The organism is Bacillus sp. C28GYM-DRY-1, assembly GCF_030519405.1.
Taxonomy (GTDB): Bacteria; Bacillota; Bacilli; order Bacillales; family Bacillaceae; genus Bacillus; species Bacillus spizizenii_A.
Map to the genome: position 1 here is coordinate 31942 of NZ_JAUMKF010000004.1, position 23898 is coordinate 55839.

18 protein-coding genes are annotated in these 23898 nt (G+C 49.8%); all 18 read right to left on the reverse strand.

The window, feature by feature from the left end; translation table 11 throughout:
- Positions 1 to 51 precede the first annotated feature (51 nt).
- Positions 52 to 1560 (reverse strand): extracellular solute-binding protein, encoded by a 1509-nt coding sequence (locus tag Q3W56_RS05705; RefSeq protein ID WP_302894798.1) that lies wholly within the window; start codon positions 1558 to 1560, stop codon positions 52 to 54.
- Between the two features lie 146 nt (positions 1561 to 1706).
- On the reverse strand, positions 1707 to 4256 hold the full coding sequence (locus Q3W56_RS05710; protein ID WP_302894799.1) for an exo-rhamnogalacturonan lyase family protein: 2550 nt from the start codon (positions 4254 to 4256) through the stop codon (positions 1707 to 1709).
- Positions 4257 to 4298: 42 nt separating this feature from the next.
- The gene (locus Q3W56_RS05715) at positions 4299 to 6293 is read right to left on the reverse strand and encodes a beta-galactosidase (protein WP_302894800.1); all 1995 of its coding nucleotides are present in this window, start codon (positions 6291 to 6293) and stop codon (positions 4299 to 4301) included.
- 5 nt (positions 6294 to 6298) lie between these two features.
- The gene (locus Q3W56_RS05720) at positions 6299 to 6952 is read right to left on the reverse strand and encodes a rhamnogalacturonan acetylesterase (RefSeq protein ID WP_003219526.1); all 654 of its coding nucleotides are present in this window, start codon (positions 6950 to 6952) and stop codon (positions 6299 to 6301) included.
- Positions 6953 to 6955: 3 nt separating this feature from the next.
- Positions 6956 to 7966, reverse strand: a complete 1011-nt coding sequence (mgrA, locus tag Q3W56_RS05725) for an L-glyceraldehyde 3-phosphate reductase (RefSeq protein ID WP_302894801.1) — start codon at positions 7964 to 7966, stop codon at positions 6956 to 6958.
- 9 nt (positions 7967 to 7975) lie between these two features.
- Entirely contained in the window at positions 7976 to 9814 is a 1839-nt protein-coding gene (rhgX, locus tag Q3W56_RS05730; RefSeq protein ID WP_302894897.1) for a rhamnogalacturonan exolyase, read from the reverse strand.
- Between the two features lie 47 nt (positions 9815 to 9861).
- The gene (gene rhgW, locus Q3W56_RS05735) at positions 9862 to 11706 is read right to left on the reverse strand and encodes a rhamnogalacturonan lyase (RefSeq protein WP_483298522.1); all 1845 of its coding nucleotides are present in this window, start codon (positions 11704 to 11706) and stop codon (positions 9862 to 9864) included.
- Positions 11707 to 11844: 138 nt separating this feature from the next.
- The gene (locus Q3W56_RS05740) at positions 11845 to 12471 is read right to left on the reverse strand and encodes a YesL family protein (RefSeq protein WP_302894803.1); all 627 of its coding nucleotides are present in this window, start codon (positions 12469 to 12471) and stop codon (positions 11845 to 11847) included.
- Positions 12468 to 13130 carry a YesU family protein gene (locus Q3W56_RS05745; RefSeq protein WP_268399561.1) on the reverse strand — a complete coding sequence of 221 codons (663 nt, stop codon included), beginning with the start codon at positions 13128 to 13130 and terminating at the stop codon, positions 12468 to 12470. Before Q3W56_RS05745 ends, Q3W56_RS05740 begins: the two co-directional genes overlap by 4 nt.
- Complete coding sequence (locus Q3W56_RS05750) at positions 13123 to 13818, reverse strand: rhamnogalacturonan acetylesterase (RefSeq protein WP_268399560.1); 696 nt, start codon at positions 13816 to 13818, stop codon at positions 13123 to 13125. Before Q3W56_RS05750 ends, Q3W56_RS05745 begins: the two co-directional genes overlap by 8 nt.
- A gap of 16 nt (positions 13819 to 13834) precedes the next feature.
- Positions 13835 to 16120, reverse strand: coding sequence for a transcriptional regulator YesS (yesS, locus tag Q3W56_RS05755; protein ID WP_302894804.1), 2286 nt, complete (start codon positions 16118 to 16120; stop codon positions 13835 to 13837).
- A gap of 22 nt (positions 16121 to 16142) precedes the next feature.
- Positions 16143 to 17177, reverse strand: coding sequence for a rhamnogalacturonyl hydrolase YesR (gene yesR, locus Q3W56_RS05760; protein WP_268399557.1), 1035 nt, complete (start codon positions 17175 to 17177; stop codon positions 16143 to 16145).
- Between the two features lie 14 nt (positions 17178 to 17191).
- Positions 17192 to 18082: a carbohydrate ABC transporter permease gene (locus tag Q3W56_RS05765; protein WP_268399556.1), complete on the reverse strand. Its 891-nt coding sequence runs from the start codon at positions 18080 to 18082 to the stop codon at positions 17192 to 17194.
- Positions 18083 to 18085: 3 nt separating this feature from the next.
- A complete protein-coding gene (locus tag Q3W56_RS05770; protein WP_019713549.1) occupies positions 18086 to 19015 on the reverse strand; it encodes a carbohydrate ABC transporter permease in 930 nt (309 codons plus the stop codon).
- Positions 19012 to 20295, reverse strand: a complete 1284-nt coding sequence (locus Q3W56_RS05775; RefSeq protein WP_302894805.1) for an ABC transporter substrate-binding protein — start codon at positions 20293 to 20295, stop codon at positions 19012 to 19014. Before Q3W56_RS05775 ends, Q3W56_RS05770 begins: the two co-directional genes overlap by 4 nt.
- 103 nt (positions 20296 to 20398) lie before the next feature.
- Entirely contained in the window at positions 20399 to 21505 is a 1107-nt protein-coding gene (locus Q3W56_RS05780) for a response regulator transcription factor (RefSeq protein WP_302894806.1), read from the reverse strand.
- Positions 21505 to 23238 (reverse strand): cache domain-containing sensor histidine kinase, encoded by a 1734-nt coding sequence (locus tag Q3W56_RS05785; protein WP_302894807.1) that lies wholly within the window; start codon positions 23236 to 23238, stop codon positions 21505 to 21507. The genes Q3W56_RS05780 and Q3W56_RS05785 overlap by 1 nt, the downstream gene beginning before the upstream one ends.
- Positions 23235 to 23864 carry a YesL family protein gene (locus Q3W56_RS05790; RefSeq protein ID WP_080010247.1) on the reverse strand — a complete coding sequence of 210 codons (630 nt, stop codon included), beginning with the start codon at positions 23862 to 23864 and terminating at the stop codon, positions 23235 to 23237. The genes Q3W56_RS05785 and Q3W56_RS05790 overlap by 4 nt, the downstream gene beginning before the upstream one ends.
- Between the last annotated feature and the right edge of the window lie 34 nt (positions 23865 to 23898).

The window sequence follows — 23898 nt, forward strand, 5'->3', positions numbered from 1 at the left end:
TGTTCTCCTTTCTGTGTACCGGTGCGCCCGCCGAACGGCAGGCGCATCGGTTTATTTTGACGATTGATATAATTTGTTCAAGTCCTTCATCAGGTCATTTCCGCCGCTTTTTTTCCAAAGCTCCACCGCATCCTCGAACCCTTTTTCGTCAATCTCTCCAATAATAAATTGTGTTCTCGCGTCGAGAATGATGTTGTCAAGCTGGGCTCCTTTTTGGGTATACACATCAGATACAAGCGACTCAGCCGGGTTAAAGACGGCTATTTTTTCTCCTTCAGTGATGAGGTCCTTGCGATGCTGGAAGAGCTTTGTTTTCTGGTCTTCGATGTAATACTCGCTTTTCGGAATTGACATGCTGAACTGCGCCAAGCCTTCATGCTCATACAGGAGAGACTTGTTGTTTTTTTCAAGCGAGGTGAATACCCCGTCCTTGAGCTCGTAATTGCGGCCCTCCACCCCGTTGTTCGTGAGAATCTGTGCTTCCTTATCATTCATCTTATCGAGGAAGGACAGCACCTCTTTCAGCTCTTTTTCGGTTTTGACACTTGATTTTGGTATCACAATCATGCCTGAATAACCGGATGTCGGGAAGGTGCGCTTGCCATTTGGCCCCTCAAGCGAGCCGACGATATCAATCACATCCTTTTTCGACTTATCCGCCTCCTCCATCGCGCTTTGGATTTGAGATGCTCTGGAGCCTGTATCAACGATGACACCTGCTTTTCCTTTCACTACCGGATCATTCCACTTCGCTGAATCCATGACCGCAAAGTCCTTATTGATCAAGCCCTCATCATACAGCTTTTTAAAAAACTTGAGCGCATCCATGTATTCCTTCGTTGTAAAATCAGGAATCAGCTTTCCGTTTTCAACGCCGTAGCGGTTCGGAGCGCCGAACCAGATTTGCAGAACATCCCACGGGCTTCCGTTGCCGAGCCCCATCCATTTCGGCACCACCATGCCATACGTATCATCCTTGCCGTTTCCGTCAGGATCTTTTTCCTTAAAGGCTTTCAGCACTTCATAGAAATCATCAATCGTTTCCGGCATATCCAGACCGACGTTTTTCAGCCAGTCGGTTCTGATGATCATACACGCTCTGATCAGATCCCTCGTTCTGTAGATTCCGTACACCTCGCCGTTCACCGAGCTGTTCTTCAGTATCTTTTCATCTGCCTGGCTTAAATTCTTGTAGTCTTTTAAATAAGGAGACAGCTCCCAAAACGCCCCTGCTTTGACAGACTTGATAAAGCCCGCTGATTTATCTTTAATCACAATTGCATGAGGCATCTCTCCGGAAGCCATGACGATGTTGAATTTGTCGTTGTAGGATGAATCAGGCACCCATGTGACTTTAATCTCTTTACCTGTGTATTTTTCGAGCGCTTTTAATGAAGGGCTCTTCTCACTCGGGCTTTCCGGCGATAAGAGCGGCGCCATAATTTTAATCGTGTCTTTCGAACCGCCTGCTGAACTGGATGTTTCCGAATTGCTGCATCCAGCGATCATCATGACAGCGAGCGGTAAGGCCAGCCATTTTTTTCGCATTCTATATTTCATGATCCGCAAGTCCCCCTTTTTTTCATTTTCCATTTCCCCTTTGCCTCTCTTAATATAAAGCGCTTACATAAATTCTTGCAATCTTCATTTTTTGCATCATTTCTCCTATGAAATTCCGGCTTTTATCCTTTTTTGCCGGATGTATCTTATTTTGCCGGAAGGGAATCCCCGATTAGTTCCAGCGCTGCTATGACGTTCAAACACCATTGAGAGACGGTGTTCGTTGTCACCCACGGGAGCTCCTCCATCTGCGTCCATGTCTCAATGCGCTCTGGTTTGATCGGAAGCGGCGTATGGCTCAGCTTATCATCAAGCAAAAGATTCCACGCTTTGGCGGCGAGCTTCTGATCTTGTTTTTTTCTTGCGGCGTAGGCGGTCATGGCAGCGGCGAACATCGGCCAGTGAAAATGCCTATCATGAAGCGCACCTCCGCTTTTTTTTCGTTTTTCTTCATCACTGAGAGTGTAAAATTCGCCGAATTCACTCAGCATTTCCTCCCATTCCCGGTCTTCAAGAAGCTCAGCCAGCTCCATCCACACTTGCGGCGCGCCGAAGGCAATGATCATATGATATCCGCCCGCTATGCCGTCTCCCATGTGATGAAGTCTTGAGGTCGCCGGATCATATTCAAATGTCGGGCCGGATAATAAGCGGAGCGGGAGCCGCTTCAGACAGCTAATGCCCGTTTCGATTTTTTTGAGGTATTCCGGATTTTCGGTCCGCTCCCATTCCGCCAGCCAGTTCGAACAAAACGCCGCCCAGTCTGGTCCCGTTCTGGCGTGGGTCGGGTGCTCGCCTTTCTCATAAAAGGCGCGCATCGGATCGGTTTTGACGAGGGCGTAATCGGCGTCCTTCACTTCTGTCAAAAGATCTCCCGTCCGCTCATCTCCCGTCAGATAATAATAAAATTTATAAAGCCCGGCCATGCTGATCCTCGCTTCCTTGCAGCCGCATCCCCAATGAACAACATTATGCCGTGAGCCAAGCCCTGCGTATTCCCCGAGATGAAAGCTGTCCGTTTCGCTCGTGTGGCGGGTCATGGCTTCTGCCATGCGGAAGATATCCTCTCTGCCAGAGCGGAAAAACGCCTGCCATAGCCATAAGGTCGGAACGAGCTCATTATTTTGCCATGCATACCCGCCGAGATCATACCGCCACATATGCCGGATCGGGTCATATGTATGCATGACATCGCCATAATCCCAAAACCCATACCATCTGCGCTGCTCTACTTCCTTTTTGTAAAATAGAAATGCGGCGTCGAGCTGTTCCTCCAGCTCTTTTTTGAGCGGATGAGATGTGTCAATGACACTCCAAACCCCGAGCGCCTTTGATTCGTAATAGACGTCCGGCTCACAAACAAGCAGTGGCGGCGCCTGCCATTTGTCAGCGAGCGCATTGAGGGCATCATCGGACGGCATGTGTGAAAAGCACGCCAGGCTGATTTCATTTGTGTTCGCAATACCGGTCGGATCAGCGCGCATTTCATCAAAGCCTTCATACGCGCTCGCCACATGGGTGTTTCCTGTATAATGCCGCAAATCCATCGCATCTCCGTCCGGGGGCCAAAACCAGACAGTCATTGTGGGATGGCTGCCGGCAAGGCCTGTGATTTCCAGGGCTGACGGATATTTCTCAAAAAAGTACCGCAGACCGAGGGCTATGCCGCCATTTTCGCCGCCCGCATAGCAAAGCCCCTTCGCCCGGCTGCCATGCAGCATGCCTACCCACGCATAATCTTTTCCGGTCCGTTTTGACAGGCTGTAATGATCGCTGGAATCCTGTACGAGCTTGACATCATTCCAAACCGCGTTTTGTGTGCCATGCGCAAACCATTCCTTGTGCTCTTCACTTGGAAACAGCGTTTCACCATTAATTTGTTTTTGGTAAAGCGGATACCGTTCATTGAATTTACGTGTGCCAAACAGCTGGGCGGGTTCTTTGTACATCCCTTTCTCTCCCGCAAAACGGAAATGGCGATTGTACGGCTCCCCTTTCAAAACAAGGTCAAATTCGATGCCGAGCCCTTTAATGAATTCTTGTTTACCATTCGTATCGATCAGTTGCGTGTGCACGATGCCAATCTCAGAAAGTCCGGCGTAAAACGTCAATCTGGCCACAAACGGGAGCCACTCCTCCTTTGTTTTTTGGAGAATATGCGCGCCCTCTATTTTGATCACTGCTTTGACAGGGCCGCTCTTCTCAATCGCCGCACGTTTGATGAGGCTGACAGACGTTTCACGAAAAAGCATGGTTTCCGCCGCAGTAGCTTTTCTCGTTTCTCTTATGGCAACAAGCCTACCGCCAGCGGCGATCGGCTTTCCGTTGATCTGCAATGATTGAATGAAATCGGAGCCTGTTTTATGGATGGCACAGACGAGTGTTCCTGTATTCACTTCGATGCCATCCTCTGACTCATTGATGCTGATTGAATCTATTGGCTGCGGGGATTCTCCTTTTTGCACTGTAAAGCTTTGAGAGTCCCGCCCGCTGAATACCGCCGCGTGCCTCGTCCACTTGATGCTCCCGTCCGGCCAATAGGCCGACGGTTCGCTCTGCACATATCGACTTTCCGCATTTTCATTCACAAGCGCCAGGCGGTGACCTTTTTTCAATTCCCCTTTTTTCCACGGCACACCCCACGTCACACCGCTTGTCACCTTTGGCTCTTCTGATAACCATTTCATCTTTTTCATCGATTCTCCCTCCATAGAAAAAAGCTGATTCGATGCAAAGAATCAGCTGTGATTGTCAAACTGAATCACACGGTATTCATGCGGTCCGACTGCCAATCTTCCCGCTTTCTCTGAACGGTTTGTCAACAGATCCATACCGGCTCCCGGCAGTGTCACGCTTCCGCCTTTTCCATCCATATTGACGATGATCCACACAAGGCCGTTTTCGCCTTTGCGCGGGGCAACGATCGTGCCGGGTGTAACATCGGACCGGACGGAAATGGCTGCTTCAGCAGCGTAATGCCTGACGAGCGCTTCCAGCATCACATTCCCTTCTTTCCCCGATGGAAGCGAGCCAAGCATAACGATTTTTCCCTTGCCGTGCTTCTGTTCTGTCAGAAAGGCATGACCTGCTCCCGGTCCTGACTCAACCGTGCCTAGGGTGTTTCCGCTCGCTGTATCAAACACTGCGCTCCACAGCCCGAGCGGCGCTGTGAAGCCAAACGCTTTTCCTGTATTGGCATCCTCGTTCATCGGAAAGGTAAACAGCGTTTTGATCCCGGCTGTTTTCTCAAGTTGGCCAAGCCCGCAATCCGTATGAATCGTATGCTCGCTTGTGCGCCCTCCTGTCAGCGGTCCGGCAATCCAGATGCCGCCTGTTTCAGCGAATGCTGAAGCTTTTTTGATAAAATCAGAAGACAGATACGGCACAAAAGGCGTAAACAGCAAACGGTAGCCGTCCAGCGGAACACCTTCCGGAATGAGGTCACGGTGAATCCCCGTGTTGAGAATCCGTTCATAAAAGTGCGTCACAAGCGAACGATGCTGAAGCCCCTGATGAGGCTCAGTTTTGATAAATGCTTTTGCTCTGTCAGAGTAGGTCATCGCCGCTTCGGCTTGGACAGGCACAGTCGATAAAATCACCGGTTCGATTTCCTTTCTAGCCCGCTCGACTGCCAGCACGTTCTGATAACCTACAGTCGGCTCGCCCCAGGCACTGAGAACCGAACCGTGTGATATCTCGCTGCCTGAACGCTGCTGGCGCCACAGCCAATAGCAAAAGCCATCGCTTCCTAAGCCGTAGGAAGATACAGCTTCAGCCTGCAAATACCCGTCGGCATGCGGAAAAGCGGAGCTCTCGAGCGAGGCAGCATACGACGGACTCGTTTCCAAAATCCAAAACGGGCGCCCTTGCTTCAAGTTCCTCCACAAATCACAGTTCAATAAAAAGGCAGAGGCGTTTTTCTGCGAAGCGTACGTATCATAGGAGGCAAAATCGAGATTCCGAAACATCCGCTCATTGTCCACGCTGAACATGACAGAGCCGTTATGCGTGATCGGCGCATCCGAATAGCAGCGGATCATTTTGGCCTGTTCATCTGCAAATGAAGCGATCATCTCCATCGAAAACAGCTGATACATTGTGCTTAGAGAGGCGTGATGCAGAAACGGGGCCGGCCCCGGCTGCGGCACCTGCTCAAACGACTGGTAGGTTTCGCTCCACACATCAGTTCCCCATGCCTCGTTTAACCGCTCAATCACGCCATAGCGGTTTCTGAGCCAGTCGTGCCATAAGTGCAAGCACGTCTCACACATGCATTCAGCCACATGGCATTTAAACTCATTGTCTAGCTGCCAGCCGATCAGTCCCGGGAGCTGGCCAAGCTCCTTGGCGATGCTTGTAGTAATGATGGCGGCTTTTTTTCGGAAATACGGGTTGTTCGTACAAGCATGCTGACGGGAGCCATGGCCCATGACTTCTCTTTTTTCGTTTACATGCATACGCTCCGGCCGGCCGTGCGACAGCCAAATCGGCGGTGTAGGCGTCGGCGTGCACATGATCGTTTCGATGCCGTTATCATACAGACGGGTGATGATCTCTTTGAAAAAACTGACGTCAATTTTTCCTTCTTCCGGTTCCATGACGGACCAAGCAAATTCGCCAATCCTTACAACATTCACGCCAACCTCACGCATGATGTCAATGTCCTGCTGAATTGTCTCTTCATCCCATAATTCTGGATAATAGCAAGCCCCGTGATACAGTTTTCTCCTCACATTTTTCACCCTTCTTTGATGATCGATTCTGTCAATGGCAGGCCGAGTTCCTTTATGCCTTTTGCAACAAGTTTCGCCATTTCATTTGCGCCTTTTTTTGTGAAGTGCGTGTAATCGTTAATTCCTTCTGACACCATAAAATAGGTGTACACTTTTTCCTCACCCTTCTCGGTAAAGAAAGCAAGGCTTTTCTCCATCAGATCAATGAGCTGGACATTCTCCTCTGCAGCCGTTTGCTTCATGGCAATGCAATAATCAGGAAAGTCGTTCAAAAACATGTCATTTTCATAATGAAAGCGTGCTACAGGGGTAATGAGAAGCGGATGGGCGCCTTTTTCCCGCGCGCCTGCGATATACTGCTTTAAATATTGTTTATAGGTGGTATAGGGCTCAGTGTAGCGCTCGGGCTTATTTTTCGACGCGTCATTATGGCCCATCTGCACAAACAGCCAGTCATCCGGCTCAATCACATCAAGAATCGCCTGAAGCCTGCCCTCTTCCACAAATGTTTTTGAGCTTCTTCCCCCGATTGCTCTGTTGATCACTTGAATATGCTCCGGCAGATGCGAGCCGAGAAACTGCCCCCAGCCCCCTTGATTGGTGCTGTCTCCATACGTTTGAACAGTTGAATCGCCAGCAAGATAAATGTGATTTGCCATTTCTCATTCCCCCTCGTTTTTTTCGTTTAATATGGCATCAATCATGGACAGCTCTTCCCTTGAAAAAACCGGTGCGTGCAACGCTTGAACATTTTCTTCTATTTGCTGTTTCCTGCTCGCTCCGATCAGCACTGAAGTGATTCGGTCATCCTTTAAAAGCCATGCGATCGCCATTTGCGGAAGCGATTGCCCCCGTTCTTTCGCTATTTCGTTCAGCTTTTGCGCCTTCGTGACTGCTCCTTTGGTGACGTTCTCCGCCTGCAGGAAAGGACTGCTTGCATCCATGGCTCTTGATCCCTCTGGAATGCCTGATACGTACTTTGTCGTGAGAAGCCCTTGAGCAAGCGGCGCAAACGCGATACAGCCGGCTCCTTGTTTCTCCAGCACATCAAGCAGGCCTTTTTCCGGCTCTCTGTGGAACATGGAATATTTCGTTTGGTGGATGGCAAGGCGGACGCCAAATTGCTTTAAAAGCTCGGCAGCCCGCTCCGTTTCCTGCGGGCTGTAGTTTGATACTCCGACGTACAGTGCCTTTCCCTGCCGCACAAATCCGGCCAGCGTCTCCATCGTTTCCTCGAGCGGCGTTTCAGGATCCGGGCGGTGCGAATAAAACAGATCGATATAATCAAGCCCCATTCGCTTCAAGCTTTGATCCAGGCTGGCTGTCAGGTGTTTTTTTGAACCGCCGTTTCCATACGGCCCCTCCCACATGTCATAGCCTGCCTTTGTGCTGATGACGAGTTCATCGCGGTACGGTGCAAAATCAGCTTTCAGCACGCTCCCAAACATCTCTTCGGCCGATCCGGGCGGCGGGCCGTAATTGTTGGCGAGATCAAAATGGACAATGCCTGCGTCAAATGCGGAGCTGAGCATCGATCGTGCGTTCTCCGCTGAATAGGCACCGCCGAACTGATGCCAGAGGCCGAGAGATACGGCAGGAAGCTTTAATCCGGTTCGTCCGGCATTGTGATACACCATTCTTCCAAAGCGATCAGCTTTTGCTTTGTATGCCATACGTTCCTCCTATAGCGGCGCCTCCGCTTTGCTGCCTGCTATATACAGGGCGGGCTTCGGCGGTTTTTTCATTCCCGTTCCGAGATAAAAGCCCGTGTGCGGCGGCTGGTTGTAGGCGGTGTTCTGCCAGGCGATGCCGAGCCTGTAAACCGGATCGTGCATAAGCGTGTACAAGCGATGGCGGGTGAGATGTGTTGTTGTATAGATACGGAGCGCGCTGCTGTCTTCCGTTCTCCATATCACTTCTTCCCGCCAGTCTCCGAACAAGTTGGCCTGAAGGACAGGATTTCCTTTTGTGCCGTTGTTGGACAATACGCCGTCCGGCTGAAAAATCGTCTTCAGACAGCGGTTCTCAGCATCCCACTTTTCAATCTTCGGTCTGCCGGCCGTTCCGTCCCAGTCATGATCAAGCAGTTCTCTGACTAAATCACCGTCCCACCAGATGGCGAAATTGGCTGAAGCAGGCGCTTTGTCGCTGATTTTTTCTCCTTTGCTCGTGAAAAGCCCATACGACATGCCAGCGTTGCCCGGCGGATCGATTCCCCATACGAGCGATCCTTTGTAGTTTGGGTCGATATGAGCCGCCATGCCCCTGCCGACGTCAGTTCCGGCATGAACGCCCCACAAAACCTCGCCGGTTCCGGCATCACGCAGCGACAGTCCGTACGGCTTCGAGGCATCTTCATGCACTTGAAACACTTCAAGCCCTTTTCGGGACGGATCCAGATCCCCTACATGCATCGCGTCTCCGTGTCCGAGCCCCGTTGTGTACAATCCTGTACCGTCATGATCAACCGCCATGGCGCCGTAAATGATCTCATCCTTCCCGTCTCCGTCAACATCTGCCACACTCAAGCTGTGGTTGCCCTGCCCAGCATACGCTTCATGGCCCGGCTGATTGGAATCAAATATCCAGCGTTTGTTAAGCCTTCCGTTTCTGAAATCGTATGCCACAAGTACAGCTCTCGTATAGTAACCGCGCGCCATCACGAGGCTCGGCCGCTCCCCATCCAAATACGCGATCCCGGCGAGAAAACGATCCATGCGGTTTCCATAGCCATCTCCCCAATCTTCCAGCTTGCCGCGGGGCGGTTCATATTCCACGGTCGTGAGCGCTTCACCGGTTTCTCCTTTAAACACAGTCAAATATTCCGGACCGGACAGGATTCTGCCCTGTTCGTTCCTAAAATCAGCATGTTCATCGCCAATGATGTGTCCTTTCCCATCTGTTGTGCCGTCAGCGGTTTTCATGGCGATTTCTGCTTTTCCGTCACCGTCCAAGTCATAGACCATAAACTGGGTATAATGAGCGCCTGCTCTGATGTTTTTGCCGAGATTAATGCGCCACAAAAAGGTGCCGTCCAGTTTATAGGCATCTATGAGAACCTCCCCGGTGTATCCGTCATGGGCGTTGTCCTTTGAATTGGACGGGTCCCACTTCAGAATGATTTCATATTCTCCATCCCCATCCACATCCCCGACACTGGCATCATTGGCGCTGTACGTGTAAGGCATTCCGTCCGGCGTGAGACCGCCTTCCGGTTTATTAAGCGGTACCTCTAGGACATTTTCCCGCCAGACATGAGCTTCTTTGGACAGCTTTTCTTCCCGTCCTTTATTGACTGCCGCCACCTGGTAAACAGCGTCCGCCGTTCCGTTTTGATCGAGAAAATTGGTGCTGTCTGCGATCGGCTTGCGGGTGATCCGTGCTCCATCCCGATAAAGGTGAAAAGCCGTCGTCTCATGATCCGTTCCGAGAAAACGCCAGCTGACAAACACACCCTGCTCCGTCTTGACCGCAATTAAGCCTCTGGTCAAGTACTCCATCTGCCTCTTTTTTGGTTTCAATTTAATGGGAACGGGCTGCATGCAGCCCGTTCCTTCCCCCCTTTTTATTAAGGCGTATACATATTCGGTTTTGGCTGTTCCGCCATGCCGTCTCCTAAAAAGAAGCTCGTGTGCGGCGGCTGGTTATACGCGACATTTTGCCAGGCGATGCCAAGCCGGTACACAGGATCGTGCATCAGCGTGTACAGCCTGTGCTCAGTCGGATGGGTAGTCGTGTAGATCCGGAGCGCACTGCTGTCCTCCGTTCTCCACACGACTTCCTCGCGCCAGTCCCCAAGCAGATCAGCCTGAAGCGCCGGTGTTGCTTTTGTGCCGTTGTTGGCGGCCACGCCTGAAGCAGTCAGCATATTTTTCGATACACCGTTTTGATAATCCCACTTATCGATTCGGTTGCTGTCCAACTGTTCCCGCAGCAAATCACCGTCCCACCAGATGCCGAAATTGGTCGATGACGGAACACTGCTACCGATTTTGACCCCTTTCGCTGTGTAGAGAGAACCGTTAGCCCACACTTCCTGTCCCGGATAACGCGGGTCAATATCAGCAGCCATCCCACGGCCTACATCCTTGCCTGCATGAACGCCCCAAAGGATTTTTCCGGTTGCCGCATCACGGAAGGATAAGCCGTATTTTGCATTTTTGTCCTCATGAACTTGAAACACCTCAAGACCCGGCCGGCTCGGGTCAAGATCCCCGGTATGGAGGGCATCCCCGTGGCCTAAGCCAGTTGAGTACATGCCTTTACCGTCATGATCAACAGCCATTGAGCCAAAAATAATCTCATCTTTCCCGTCCCCGTCAACATCTGCAATGCTCAGGCTGTGGTTCCCCTGTCCTGCAAACGCCTCATTTCCAGACTTCGAAGAATCGAATGTCCAAAGCTTTGACAGCTTTCCGTCTCTGAAGTTATAGGCGACAAGCGCGGTTTTGGCATAATACCCTCTGCTCATGATCAGGCTCGGCCGCTGCCCGTCGAGGTAGGCAATGCCGGCGAGAAAACGATCAACCCGGTTGCCGTAGCTGTCTCCCCAATCTGACACATTGCCGCGGGCCGGTTCAAAATTTGTTGTGACAAGCTCTTTTCCGGTTGCACCTTGAAACACAGTAAGGTATTCCGGTCCTGAAAGCACACGCCCCTGTTCGTTTCTGTAATCAGCATTGGCATTTCCAATCACTTTGCCCGTGCCGTCTTTTGTCCCGTCTGCCGTTTTCATTGCCACTTCCGCTTTTCCGTCACCATCAAGGTCATACACCATAAATTGGGTGTAGTGCGCGCCCGCTCTGATGTTTTTGCCGAGATTGATCCGCCATAATTTCGTTCCGTCCAGTTTATAGGCGTCAATCAGGACGTCACCCGTATAGCCATCCTGTGAGTTGTCCTTTGAATTAGACGGGTCCCATTTCAGGATCAGCTCGTATTGCCCGTCACCATCCACATCGCCAACACTTGCGTCATTGGCGCTGTAGGTGTAAGCTTCACCCTTTGGCGTCGTGCCGCCAGCCGGTTTATCCAGCGGGACGGAATGATACGGCTGCACCCATACGGAGGCTTTTTCAGAAGCCGCTTGTTCGGTACCGTTTACGACAGCCCGAACCGTATACGTTGAGACCGCCGATCCGTTTTTATCCACGTAGTTCGTGGTTTTGACAGGTGCAGCATTCAGCTTTTGCCCGTCTCTGTACACATTGAACGAAACAGATGCATTTTCAGTGCCAAGAAACCGCCAGCTGACAAAAATGCCGCCGTCCGTCTTGACCGCCACAAGCCCCCGGTTCAGTGCTTCCATCTGCCGCGCTGCTCCTTCAGCTTTCACAGGAAATACAGAGACTCCCATCACCAACAAGACAAGCAACGTAACAGCGGTAAACATGCGTTTCCTTCGTTTAATCATCAGACAGCTCCTTCTCATTTTTCTGTAAGCGCTTACTTATATTGGATTTTATGCGCTGTGTGAGCTGTCTTCAATTACACTTTTTTGCATCTGCCTTTTTCAGACACTGCACTTTTTTGCATGATTGTCATTTTTTTGTTAACCTGCTTGGTGGTGCTGAGCCTCCGTCTTTTGAAATCCTCTAAGAGCAAAAAACATCACCACTAGCCCAAATAAACATGGGCCGTAAAATGGGATCAATCCTGGTAGCGTATACAGCAGGTAAAGGACAAATCCGCACCCGATCAGCATACAGCCGGTCGTCAAAGGCCGCATGGCGCCAAACAGCAGCGCTTGCGGAATATATTTTCGCAGCGGGAGCTGGTAATGCACATAAAGGGGAAACACATACATTAGCGCGATGATATACAATACCCCTGCTAACAGCGTGCAGCTGGTTACAGCAAAGGACAGCCAATCCGTACTGGCTGAAAAATAATGATAATTCGCGGACAATATGAGCAAAAGCGCCGCAAACGCCAATCCAATTGCATTGGCCTTGAGAAACTCTTTTTTGTAGGTATCGAGAAATAATGGAAACACCGGGATATCCTTTTGTCCCATCAGCCATTTCCGTATGACGGCACACATCGCGGCAGTGCTCGGCGCCCATCCAAAAAGAACGCCGCCCAAAAGCGTAAACAACAGCCACAGCCCGTTGAGCCACGCAATTTTCACCACCGCTTCACAGCCTGCATAAAGCGCATCCGTTACCGTCGTCTTCATCTTCTCACCGCTTGATGCACAGCAAAATCTCGATAAGCGGCTTTCATGGGCGCCATCTGCCGGAACCCGATTTTCCCTTTCGTTAATACAGGCCCGTATGTGCTGCCGTCGTCCATCCATTCAAGAATGGGCAAATCATTAATTGAAAAGTGCACATAGCCTTTGTCTTTGATGAGCTTCATATGATATGGGGAATCAGCGTCGTCTGGAGATGGCAGCGGATCGGCTCCCATCGCGGCGAGGTGGAAACCGCGGCTTTTTCTTAAATTGCAGGTGCGGAACGCTCTTTCCTCCGCGTATTTTCTGCGGAAATACGACAGATGGAGCGCATTGATGTCCCCCGAATGATACTCGGGGTATTTTCCCGTTCTTTTCTTGAGACATGGATCAAACAGATCTTCGCCTCCAATCCCCGCAGCGGAAAAAAACAGCATACACAGCCCAGGCTGCTCAATCGGAGAGAAGTCCCACGTCACAATGATGCCATCCGGAAACGTTTCCGGGCACCAATAGACAAAATGTGCTTCGTCCTGAACATGCGACAGATGCAAGGAGTGATCGTCAAATGAGATCTGTCCCCCTCCCTCCATCCGCCAATCCTCCATATCGCTTGCTGACCGGAGCGGATTGCGGTACAGGCACGCGCCTTCCTTATACATGTTCTTTTCCCTCCCGGATCACAAGATGGTCCTTCAGCGGAAGGCCGAGTTCTTCAATGCCTTCTGCCACAAGCTTCGCAACCTCCATTGCCCCTTCTTCTGAAAAATGTGTATTGTCCTCAATACCGTCCGGATAATTCGGATGTTCATTCGGCTGAAGCCAAACGAACAATCTTTTCGACTCCTCCGGTCCGTATGCTTCATAGAGCTCTTTTGTTTTGGCCAGCAGATCAATGACAGGCACATCTAGCTCCTTCGCCAGTGCTTTCATCGCATCAGGGTACTCGCCGAGTGTATGCTCAATACGGCCGTTTTCATCAAAGCGGCGGCGCTGCACCGATGTAACGAATACAGGATGCGCTCCTTTTTCGCGTGCGGTATCTGCAAATAGGGTGAGAAATTGTTGAAATGTAGAGTAGGGTTTCGTCCCCCGCGGTTTCTGGTCATTATGGCCAAATTGAATAAACAAATAATCGCCCTGTCTGATGCGCTCGGCAATCGCTTGGAGCCTTCCTTCTTCCACAAAAGAATTGGTGCTCGCCCCTCCTTTGGCGTGATTGTGCACCTTCACATCCTTAGAAAACAACTGCCCGAGTACCTGCCCCCACCCCGCCATCGGCGCTTCATGAGGCGGGCAATCACTCACGGTGGAGTCACCCGCTAAAAACACTTGAATCACTTTCTCCATTACATCTTCTCTCCTTTCACGGCGTTTCCTGATACATTTGCCTGAAAACACCCGGCGGCATGCCCACCTGTTTTTTAAAAATCCGATTGAAGTAATTGTGGCGGTAGCCGACTTCCTCCGACACATCATGAATTTTTTTATTCGTATTCACTAAAAGCTCTTTCGCTTTTTCGATTCTGATTTTGGTCACATAATCAATAAAATTAACGCCGGTCACTTGCTTAAATGCCTTGCTTAACGTATATGAATTCATGCCGAGCGCATCGGCACAGCTTTCCAGCGAGATATCCGCCATGTACTGTTCGTGAATCATGGCTATGACACGATCCGCCAGCTGTTTTTGCTGTCTGTTTTTTCTGCCCTCAAGCTTGGAAAGGTAAGGCGTCACCACAGCATCCATCAGCCAGGCCACCGCTTCATCAGGTTCGCGCAATTCTGAAATGTCAAGAAGCAGATCCCGATGCTGATATAGGTCACTCGGATTGAGTCCGGAATGCAAAATATCCTCCTGAATGCGGGAAAACAGCTGAATCAGGCCGGCGTGCACATGCCTGTCTATAGCCGCCTTTTCCGCCAGGTCCATCATGCATACACGTATCAATTCTTCAGCCTCCTGTTTTCTTTCCAGCCGGATGGCCTGAACAATTTGTTTTTCCAGTTCAAAAGGATAATAAGGGGCGGAGTGCTCAGCCTGAGGGAAGTCGTCCTGCAAATCAATCACCTGATGCCGGTTGGCAAAATGCCTGCGGGATTTGCCGCTTTTTACATCTTGAAATAAATCAGGGATCTCCGTAACACGCTCTGTCTTCCTGCTTATCGTTCCGGTCAGGCTTAATCCGACAACATCGTCAAATTGGCGTGCCAGCTCCGTTACATACGCCTTCAGATCAGAGCTGTTGGTTTTCATCACAAGCAAGGTGACGGAAAGCCGGCTGATATCAAGAATGGAGGGCTGAAAACATTGTTTTGCTGCAAGCTCCTCGGCCAGATTGGTCAGCGTAAATACAGCAAGCTGTTCATCACCGGCACGGAAGATGCTTTTTTCACAACGGAGGCCTGTTACCTGAAGATCAAGCACCTGAAACACATTTTCTCGGATGTTCCATCCAGCCTCCTCCATCCGCGACCTGAGACTTGTCTCGTTGTCATAGTAAAAATCACCCTGCAAGAGGTGCTGTAAGAAACTCTTTTTCATATGGGGTGTCTGCCGCAGAAGCTGCTCTTGAAGCTTTCGGCTTTCAAGAGATAGATCATTCCATCGCTTTTCAATCCACTTGAATTCATCCTGCCCGGACGCCTGCCATGTTTTCTTCTCTCCACCGGTAAATAAGCCAAGCAAATGCTGAATGGGACGGTAGATTTTTTTTGAGGCATACCACGTCATGCACACCGCCAAGCAGATGCAAATGACAAGCATCACGATAATCACTTTTGATAAAAACACCATCGGCGCTGTAATGGCAGAAAGAGGCGCCGCTGACACAAAGGTCCACTGCTGATGCATGCGATTCATTTCTCCAAAGGAGACGGAATACACCTTGCCGTCCCATTCCATCTGGAAATGGCCTTTCCCTTCCGGCTGTTTCCTCACCTCTTTAAGTAAAGTCTTTTCAAACGCTATTTCTCCCTCGTGAAAAAGCACCTCCTGATTTTGATCCAGAAGCAGCGCACTGCCATCAGGATAAGGGGATAAGCTTTGCAGGATCGACTCCATTTCATTCGGATCAACCGCCAGCATGATCGCGCCGAACGGTTTCTCCGCTGCACCCGGAATGAGCTGGATCAGCATCGTTTGTTTTCCGGATCGTTTCCAATAAATACTGTTGTCTGAGGCAAGCAGCGAGCGATACTTGCGAAGCGCCTCCTGTTCTGTCAAAGCGCTGTATTCGGGGCTCATCACAAGAGGCCGGGGGCTGTTCAGAAAGATGGAAGCCTGCTCGATCAGCGGCTGCTGGTCCCGTAAAAGAAACAGTTTTTTCGTTAATTGATAGGAGAACGTAAAGTCTTTCTCCAAATCCCTCTCGGCCAATCCGTTCATCAGCGAAGAATCGTATGCCATCTGGGTGAGAGTCAGCTCCAGCACTGCCAGCTTCTCATCCATTCGGCTGACTTCACGCGCCACCTGTGTTTCATGTGACCTCTGCAGCTCTTTCTCTACCTTGTCGATCGAAAGAAAGTAGACAGCGCCCCCAGTCAGCAATCCGGGAATACAGGCAATCAGCAAAATGAAGATAAAGTTTCTTTTGAAATACGTTCCCTTCCAGCGTGAAACCCGTTCCTTCTGTTGAGGCTGTTTTTTCATCCCTTTCCCCCCGCCGCCATTATTACTGATACACGCGTTTTTTCGTTCTCAACACATCAGCAAGAAACGTCAGCGCAAGTCCCTGTCCCCATCCTTGTATTCGTTTGTAAGGCACCTGTTTGTATCCATCGGCATTTTTCATGACAGCTGTTCCGGCCGATACCTTGCTGACCCGTCCGTCCTCTTCTACCGCATCCAAAATGGCGGCAAGCGATTTCTGCACATATTTCGTATACAGCTTTCCGCTCGACAGCAGAGCAGAGGCAATGCCAGCCGATGCCGAAACTTCGAGATACGAATCCGGATCATCCAAAATGGTATGCCACAGCCCTGTATCGTCTTGGAGCCGGACGAGCGCGCTTAGCTGATCTCTGAGCGATCCGTCGATGATCATAAAGGAAGGATGCGTCACCTCAATGAGCGGGAGCGCCTTCGCCATCGTGAGTGCCGCCCAGCCGTTCGCCCTGCCCCAATAAATCCCCGACAGATGATTTTGCGCTTTGTTGTCCCAAGCGTGGTAGTACAAATTCGTGACAGGGTCCTGAAGCACGTCTTCATGTCCGTGAAACTGGCGAAGGCCGTCTTCAAAATAATCCTCACGCTCCATCACCCGCCCGATTCTCAGCATAAACAGCCCCGCCATCATCAGCGTATCCGCCCATGCCTGCTCAGGAAACACGTACTCTGCGGAATTAACCGTATGCTGAAGGATGCCCTCGCCAAAGCGCGGCGCTTTATGCAGCACATATTCCGCCATCTCCCCCGCCGTTTCCAAATAGACGTGATCCCCTGTCACCTTATGGAGGAACAAAAGCGTATGCCCGATGGAAACCCCGTTGATCGAAAGGGGCGGGAGCCCATCCTCCAGCTGTTCATCCACCCACGTTTTTAATAAATTGATATATTCCTCGTTTTCCGTCGCTTCATAAGCCTCCGCCACGCCGTAAAACGCGACGCCGCCCGGCCAATCCCACGCAAAATCCATCTGAAATGTCCTTTTTACAATCCGGTCAATGACGGACGTCACCTTTTCTTCATCAAAGATAAGCTGTGCCATCTGTAACACTCCTTTTATTTTAATCCGGTCGTACTGATGCCTTGAACGATATATTTCTGAAACAAAAAGAATACAAGAATCACAGGCAATAACGAGACGGCCGACATCGCAAACATCGCCCCCCAGTTCGAAGCCGATTCCGTATCGAGGAAAAGCTTCAGCGCAAGTGAAACAGGATAAAGCTCCGGCTTATTCAAATACAGGAGCGGCTGAATCAGCTCCTCCCACTTCCAATAGAAGGAGAAAATCGCAGACGTCGCAAGCGCCGGGGCAATTAGCGGGAGAATGATGCGCCAAAAGCAGGCAAAGCGCCCGCAGCCGTCGATTCGAGCTGCTTCATCCAGCTCCTCGGGGATCGTCCGGATAAACTGGATCATCAGAAATATAAAAAACGCATGCCCGAAAAATTGCGGAACGACAATCGGTTTAAAAGAATTCAGCCAGTCTAATTTCGCAAACAAAATGTACTGCGGAATCATCAGCACTTCATGCGGCAGCATTAACGTCCCCATCATGCAGGCGAACCAAAACGTTTTCCCTTTAAACGGGATACGCGCAAATCCGTATGCAATGACAGCCGATGACAGGACGGCGCCGATTGTTGACAGCCCGACAATGATCGCCGAGTTCTTAATAAAGGTCAGAAACGGCTGTCCGGCAATGCCCTTCCATCCTTCAGCATAGTTACTGAGAATAAAAGGATCGGGAATGAGAGAGTGAGAGGTTGTAAAAATACTGGCGCTTTCCTTAAATGAGCTGACAAACAGCCAAATGACCGGGTATAGCAATAACACTGCCAGCGATGCCGTAAAAACGTGGAACAGTATGCGTTTGGGCCTGACGCGCCCGGCTTTTTTTCTCTCAAAAACCGGGGCTTCTCTGTCAGGCTGGTTAACCGGCTCCATCCGTCATTCCCCCTTTGACTCGTAATGAACCCAATATGACGAGGTTTTAAACAAAATCAGCGTAATCAGCCCGACAATGATAAGCATGATCCACGCCATCGCCGATGCGTAACCCATTTGAAAATAGTTGAACGCCCGCTGGAACAAATAGAGCGAATACAAAAGCGTCCCGTCAAGCGGCCCGCCCTCGCCCTTCGAGATGATATAGGCAGGTGTAAATGTCATAAAAGCAGAAATCGTCTGCATCACTAGATTAAAGAAAATAATCGGCGTGAGGATCGGAAGCGTAATTTTAAAGAAACGCTGCACCCGGTTTGCCCCGTCCACGCTTGCCGCTTCCAAATACGAAGACGGAATGTTTTTCAGCCCGGCCAGAAAAATCAGCATTGATGACCCGAACTGCCAGACGGATAGCAGAATCAATGTCCATAGCGCACTTGTCGGGTCCTGATACCAAAGAATTTTTTGATCAATCCCGACAAAAAACAGCAGCGCATTAATGACCCCTTCATTGCCGAAAATATTGCGCCACATAATCGCCACGGCCACACTCCCGCCGATGATTGAAGGCAGATAAAAGAGCGTTCTGTAAATGGCCGTTCCTTTTGATGCATTGTTTAAAATGACAGCGATAAAAAGCGCGAAGCCGAGGCGGAGCGGAACCCCGGCAAGCACATACGTAAACGTCACCTTCAGTGACTGCCAATACTTTTCGTCACCCGTAAACATCTCCTTGTAGTTGTCGAGCCCGATCCATTTCGGCGCTGTAAACAAGTCATAGCTTGTGAAGGACAGAAACAGGGACGCACCCATCGGAATCACTGTAAAACATAGGAATCCGATAATGAACGGAGAAATAAAAGCATATCCCGCCAGATTGTCTTTTCTCATACTCCGGCTTTTTTTCATTGCATCAGCCCCATTTCCCGTCAATTATTCCTCTCTAATATCTCATTGGCCTGCTTCCGGAACGTTTTGGCGGCTTTTTCCGGAGATACCTTCTGATACAGAATCTGATCAGACGTATCCTTCAGCAGCTTGATGACCTCCGCGCTTCCCACAGGCTCCGGCGGATCGGCTTTGCTGATGTTTTTTGACGCGTTTTCTACATATTCCACGATGTTGGCTTCTTCCTCATTCAGCTTCGGTTTAATCGCGTCCGCCACCTTGTCAGATACCGGTACACCCCGCTCGCCTTTAATCAGCATGTTCGCTTCCTTATTGTTGACGAAGAAATCGATAAACTTTGCGGCCTCTTTTTTATGCTCTGAGCTTTTTGGAATCGAAAACAGCATACTCGGCTTCAGCGTCAGCGCTTTTTCCTTCATTTGCTCCGGCGGCAGATAGAGAGACAGCGGCGAATCTGTCAGCCGGGCAAAGCCCAAATATTGATTAGAGTAGTTCCACGTAATGGCTGACTTGCCTTTGACGATAAAGTCATCCTCCATCCCTTTAATTTGTTCGCTTTCATCAGGTGTTGGGGATGTTTTCGCTTTCACCAGCCTTAGCTGCCGTTCAAAATAATCGACAAACAGCTGATCATCCTGATACGCGAGGCCTGTGCCGTCTTCCTTATAAAAACGCTCACCCTTCGTGCGCAAATAATAAGGGAAGAAAATATCAGGCGGATCCATTCCGTTGGAGCCATAGACGTCGGCTTTTTCCTGAAGGTCATACGCCAGCTTCTCGTAATCCTCCCACGCCCAGTTTTCCTGATTGATGGACACACCGGCTTTCTTCAGCAAATCATTATTCGCAATCACAGACAGCACGTTGACGCCTAGCGTAAACCCATAGAGCTTATCGTCAATTTTTCCGCCCGACAGCATATTCTCGTCGATTGAACTGACATCAATCGTTCCATCCTTTGTATACGGCGTTAAATCTTCCAGCTGGTTCTTCTTTCCGTACTGTGCCAAATAAGCGGTATCCATTTGAATGACATCAGGAAGCTGGCCAGCGGCAGACATCGGGGCGAGCTTTTTCCAGTAGTCATCCCAGTTCGCAAATTCCGCATCAATATGGACGTGCGGATTCTTTTTCTCATATAGCTCAATCACCTTCGTTGTATAATCATGCCTTGGCTGCCCGCCCCACCATGCGATTCTAAGCGTAATGTCTTCTTTTTTCCCCGATGCCTCTTCACCTGCAGAACATCCGCTGAAAAAAAAGACGCAGACGAGCGATAACAGCAAGCAACAAACCTTCTTCAAACCAATCCCCCCTTTAATGTAAGTGCTTACATTTCATTTTAAAGTGTTCGGATGGGGCGAAACACTCAAAAAACAGTGGCGAAAGTAAAAAAAACAGAGATGGCTATCCTGCGGAAGCGCCTCCCTGTTTTCTTCTGAATTCTGACGGTGTCAGACCCGTATATTTTTTAAAGACGAGACTAAAATACTTCGGATTATCGCCAAACCCAATTTCTTCCGCAATTTCTGATACACTCGCATCCCGCCTTATTTTCATCTGCTTCATCGCATGCTCAAGCCGCACTCGCGTAACGTATTGAGAAAATTTCTCTCCTGTTTCCTGTTTAAATAATTTCCCGAGATAATCAGGATTCATAAACAGCATATCCTTCGCCGCCCATTTTAAGGACAGATTCGGATTTCCGAGCTCATCGGCAACAAGCCTGATCATTTTCGAAATCACTGCGCTTCCGTGCAGGTTACCAGAAACTACGGCTGTGTCGCGAAACAGCTGCCCCGCATTCCGGAGTTCTCCCGCCTGGCTGATGGCGATCTGGCGGTCAGCAAAAACGTCCGCCGCCTTTTCAGCGGCGTTTTCCTCCACAGCGAGCACGGTCCATTCTTCGCTGCTGCAAACCGCTGTCAGCGCCGACCCGAGCACTTCTCTAGCCGCGTCATCAACAGATTGTTCCCCTTTTACAATGAGGAGGCGGACCTTTTTTTCGGCAAGTGAAGAAGGCGGGGACAACTGGGCCACACCGGCGATCACGCCCTCCAAATATTGATCGGCAGCAAAAGAACGGATATGATCGAGCTCATGTTTCAGATGAGCGGTTTTCTTTTTCCGCACCTCATGCCGCTTCAGTTCAACAATGATTTCCTCCAGTGAGCTGATAATCTGCTGTTCATTGCAGGGCTTCAGCAAATAATGCTTGACCCCATATTTCATTGCTTCCTTCGCGTACTCAAACTCTCCAAACCCGGACAGAACGATAAATTGAACCGACGGACTCACGCCTGACACCTTTTTGATCAGCTCAAGCCCGTCCATGCCGGGCATTTTGATGTCTGTAATGACGATATGCGGCTGCTTATGTAAGATCTTCTCATACGCTTCATTGCCGTTCTGCGCCTTGCCGATTAATGAAGCGCCAAGCGCCTCCCACTCAATGATTCCTGCCATTCCGTCAAGAATAATCCTCTCATCATCAGCTAGCAAGATCTTATACATCACACCACCTCATTTCGGCACGGTATAGTGATCACAACCCTCGTTCCCTTTCCTTTCTCACACTGAATGCGCAAGCCATACGGCTCTCCGAATGTCAGCCGGATGCGTTCACGGATATTCCAAAGTCCGATTCCTCTTCCGCACGATGTTTCAAGCATCCGTTCATCCATGCCGGGGCCGTTATCTTCGACGGTAATACAGACACAATCCTTCATCTTTTTCGCCTGAAGGCGGATGGCGCACGGCCTTGTAAAAGGCTCAAGTGCGTATTGTATCGCATTTTCCGCCAGCGGCTGGAGCGTCAGTTTCGGAATGAGGCAATGCTTTACCTCATCGTCAATATCCAACGTGAAGTTTAGGCGCTCTTCAAATCGAAACCGCTGAATGGTCATATAGTGAAGAACGATATCCGCCTCCTCCTGAATGGTCACGATATCTTTCTTCATATGTATGCTGTTTCGAAGAAGAAAACCGAGTGATTCCACCATCTTTGAAATTTGCTTTTGCTGATTTGCTTTTGCGAGCCAATTGATGGACTCGAGCGTATTATATAAAAAATGCGGGTTGATCTGGGCTTGCAGCGCCTTCAATTCAGTTTCTTTAATGATGAGCTGTTTTTCCACATTTTCTTCCATCAGCTCGTTAATCCGCTTCATCATGACCGTAAAATGGCGGTTCAGCATGCCGGCCTCATCCTGTGTATGTTCCGGCAGAGAAAGCGATACGCCCGCCTCAATGCCACCGTCCTGCACCGATTTCATTGCGGACACAAGCTGCTCGATCGGCTCCGTGATATTGTTGGCGATTTTCCTTCCGAAAAGCAAAACCACACAGAAAAACAGCAGAAAACACGTGCCAATCACCGTTTTCATAAAGGAAATTTTTTCGAACATCTGATCAAAGGGGATGACGTTATAGTAGCTCCAATTTTGGTAGGATGATTGAAGGAAAGAAATAAAGTAACGTTTGCCATTCTTTTTTATCAAGTCATAACCAGGGTGCTTTAGCGTTTCTTTTGCCGCTTCAGGAACAAGCACAGATGAATGTGCCGAATACACCAAATTCCCGCTTTGGTCAGCGATCATGATGTCTCCGACCGAATCGCCCCAATCCTTTGGTACATCACGGATCATCTGTTTCACATTGACTTGGATCAGCACCATGCCCAAGCTGTTCAAACTCAACTGGTGATAGGATCTGATCTGCCGCGCTGAAATCAGGACAGGATCGGAATCACCGAGCGTCATCCAAAGATTTCTTCCATTTTTCGCTTTGGCTCGTTTAAACACCTCTTCCCGCTCCTGCTTCAAAAGATCTGAAGAACTGCTTCCCGCTGAATACTCCGAGCCGCGGGCATCAATCAAATGAATGGAATCGATGTACTTTTCATCACCGGCATATTCCGCCAGCTGATCCCACAGCTTCTGCTTCATTTGATACTGATCGTACGTATCAACGCGGTTTTGCATGCTCAGAATGCGCTGAATCTGTTCGTCCGTAATGATTTCATATGACACATCCTCTATCTTCTTCAGCTCGTCTTCGATCCTTTCAGAAGACATCCGCAGCACCTCCGAGGATTTGCGGTAAATTTGCTCATCATACACATGAAAGGCATACTGCACCCCGCTGTATACAAACAAAAAGGAAATAGCCATAATCAGTGAAAGGAACACAAACAGCTTATCCCTAATTTTCATCCGCCTGTACCAGCCAGCAGCTCTTTTTTTCATGCCGCCTCTTCTTTCTCCTGACGCTGATCCATTGACCGAAACGCTTTAAAGGATAGCTTCGTTAAGATCAGGCTCAGTAAACTCCCGCTGAAAAATAGCAGAAACGTGACGTGAAACAACACGAGAAACAACACACCGACAGCGCCTGCCGCCATCATGAGCGTCACCGCCGGACGGCTGAAGGCTATCAAAAAGCTGATGCTCAGCACTTCTCTGATTTTCACGTCAAAATGAGAAAACACAGGAAACACATACAGCATAACAAATGCGAAAATCAAGCTGATGCTCAGGAACACATTGACGAGCACAGGCTGATTCATCTGCGCCGCAATCCGCATATCCGCAAACAGAAACAAGCCGGCCGTCACAAGAATAAGCCCGAGAATCTGTGCTGCCCGCCATTCCTTTTTGAACGCCCGAAAAAAAACAGAAAACACCGGGGCATCTGTGTTCCCCTTCGCCCATTCTCTCGTGACTGAAAACATTGCGGCAGTAGCAGGCAGCAGCCCAAACACAACGAGGCCCGCAAGAGAAAATAACAGCCAAAGCACATTCAAATAGGCCAGTCTCATCACCCACGTGCAAAAACGATCCAGCCCATTCGTCACACTGTGTATCATCAACATCACCTTCCCGTTTTAGAAAACGCTTTCATTCTAA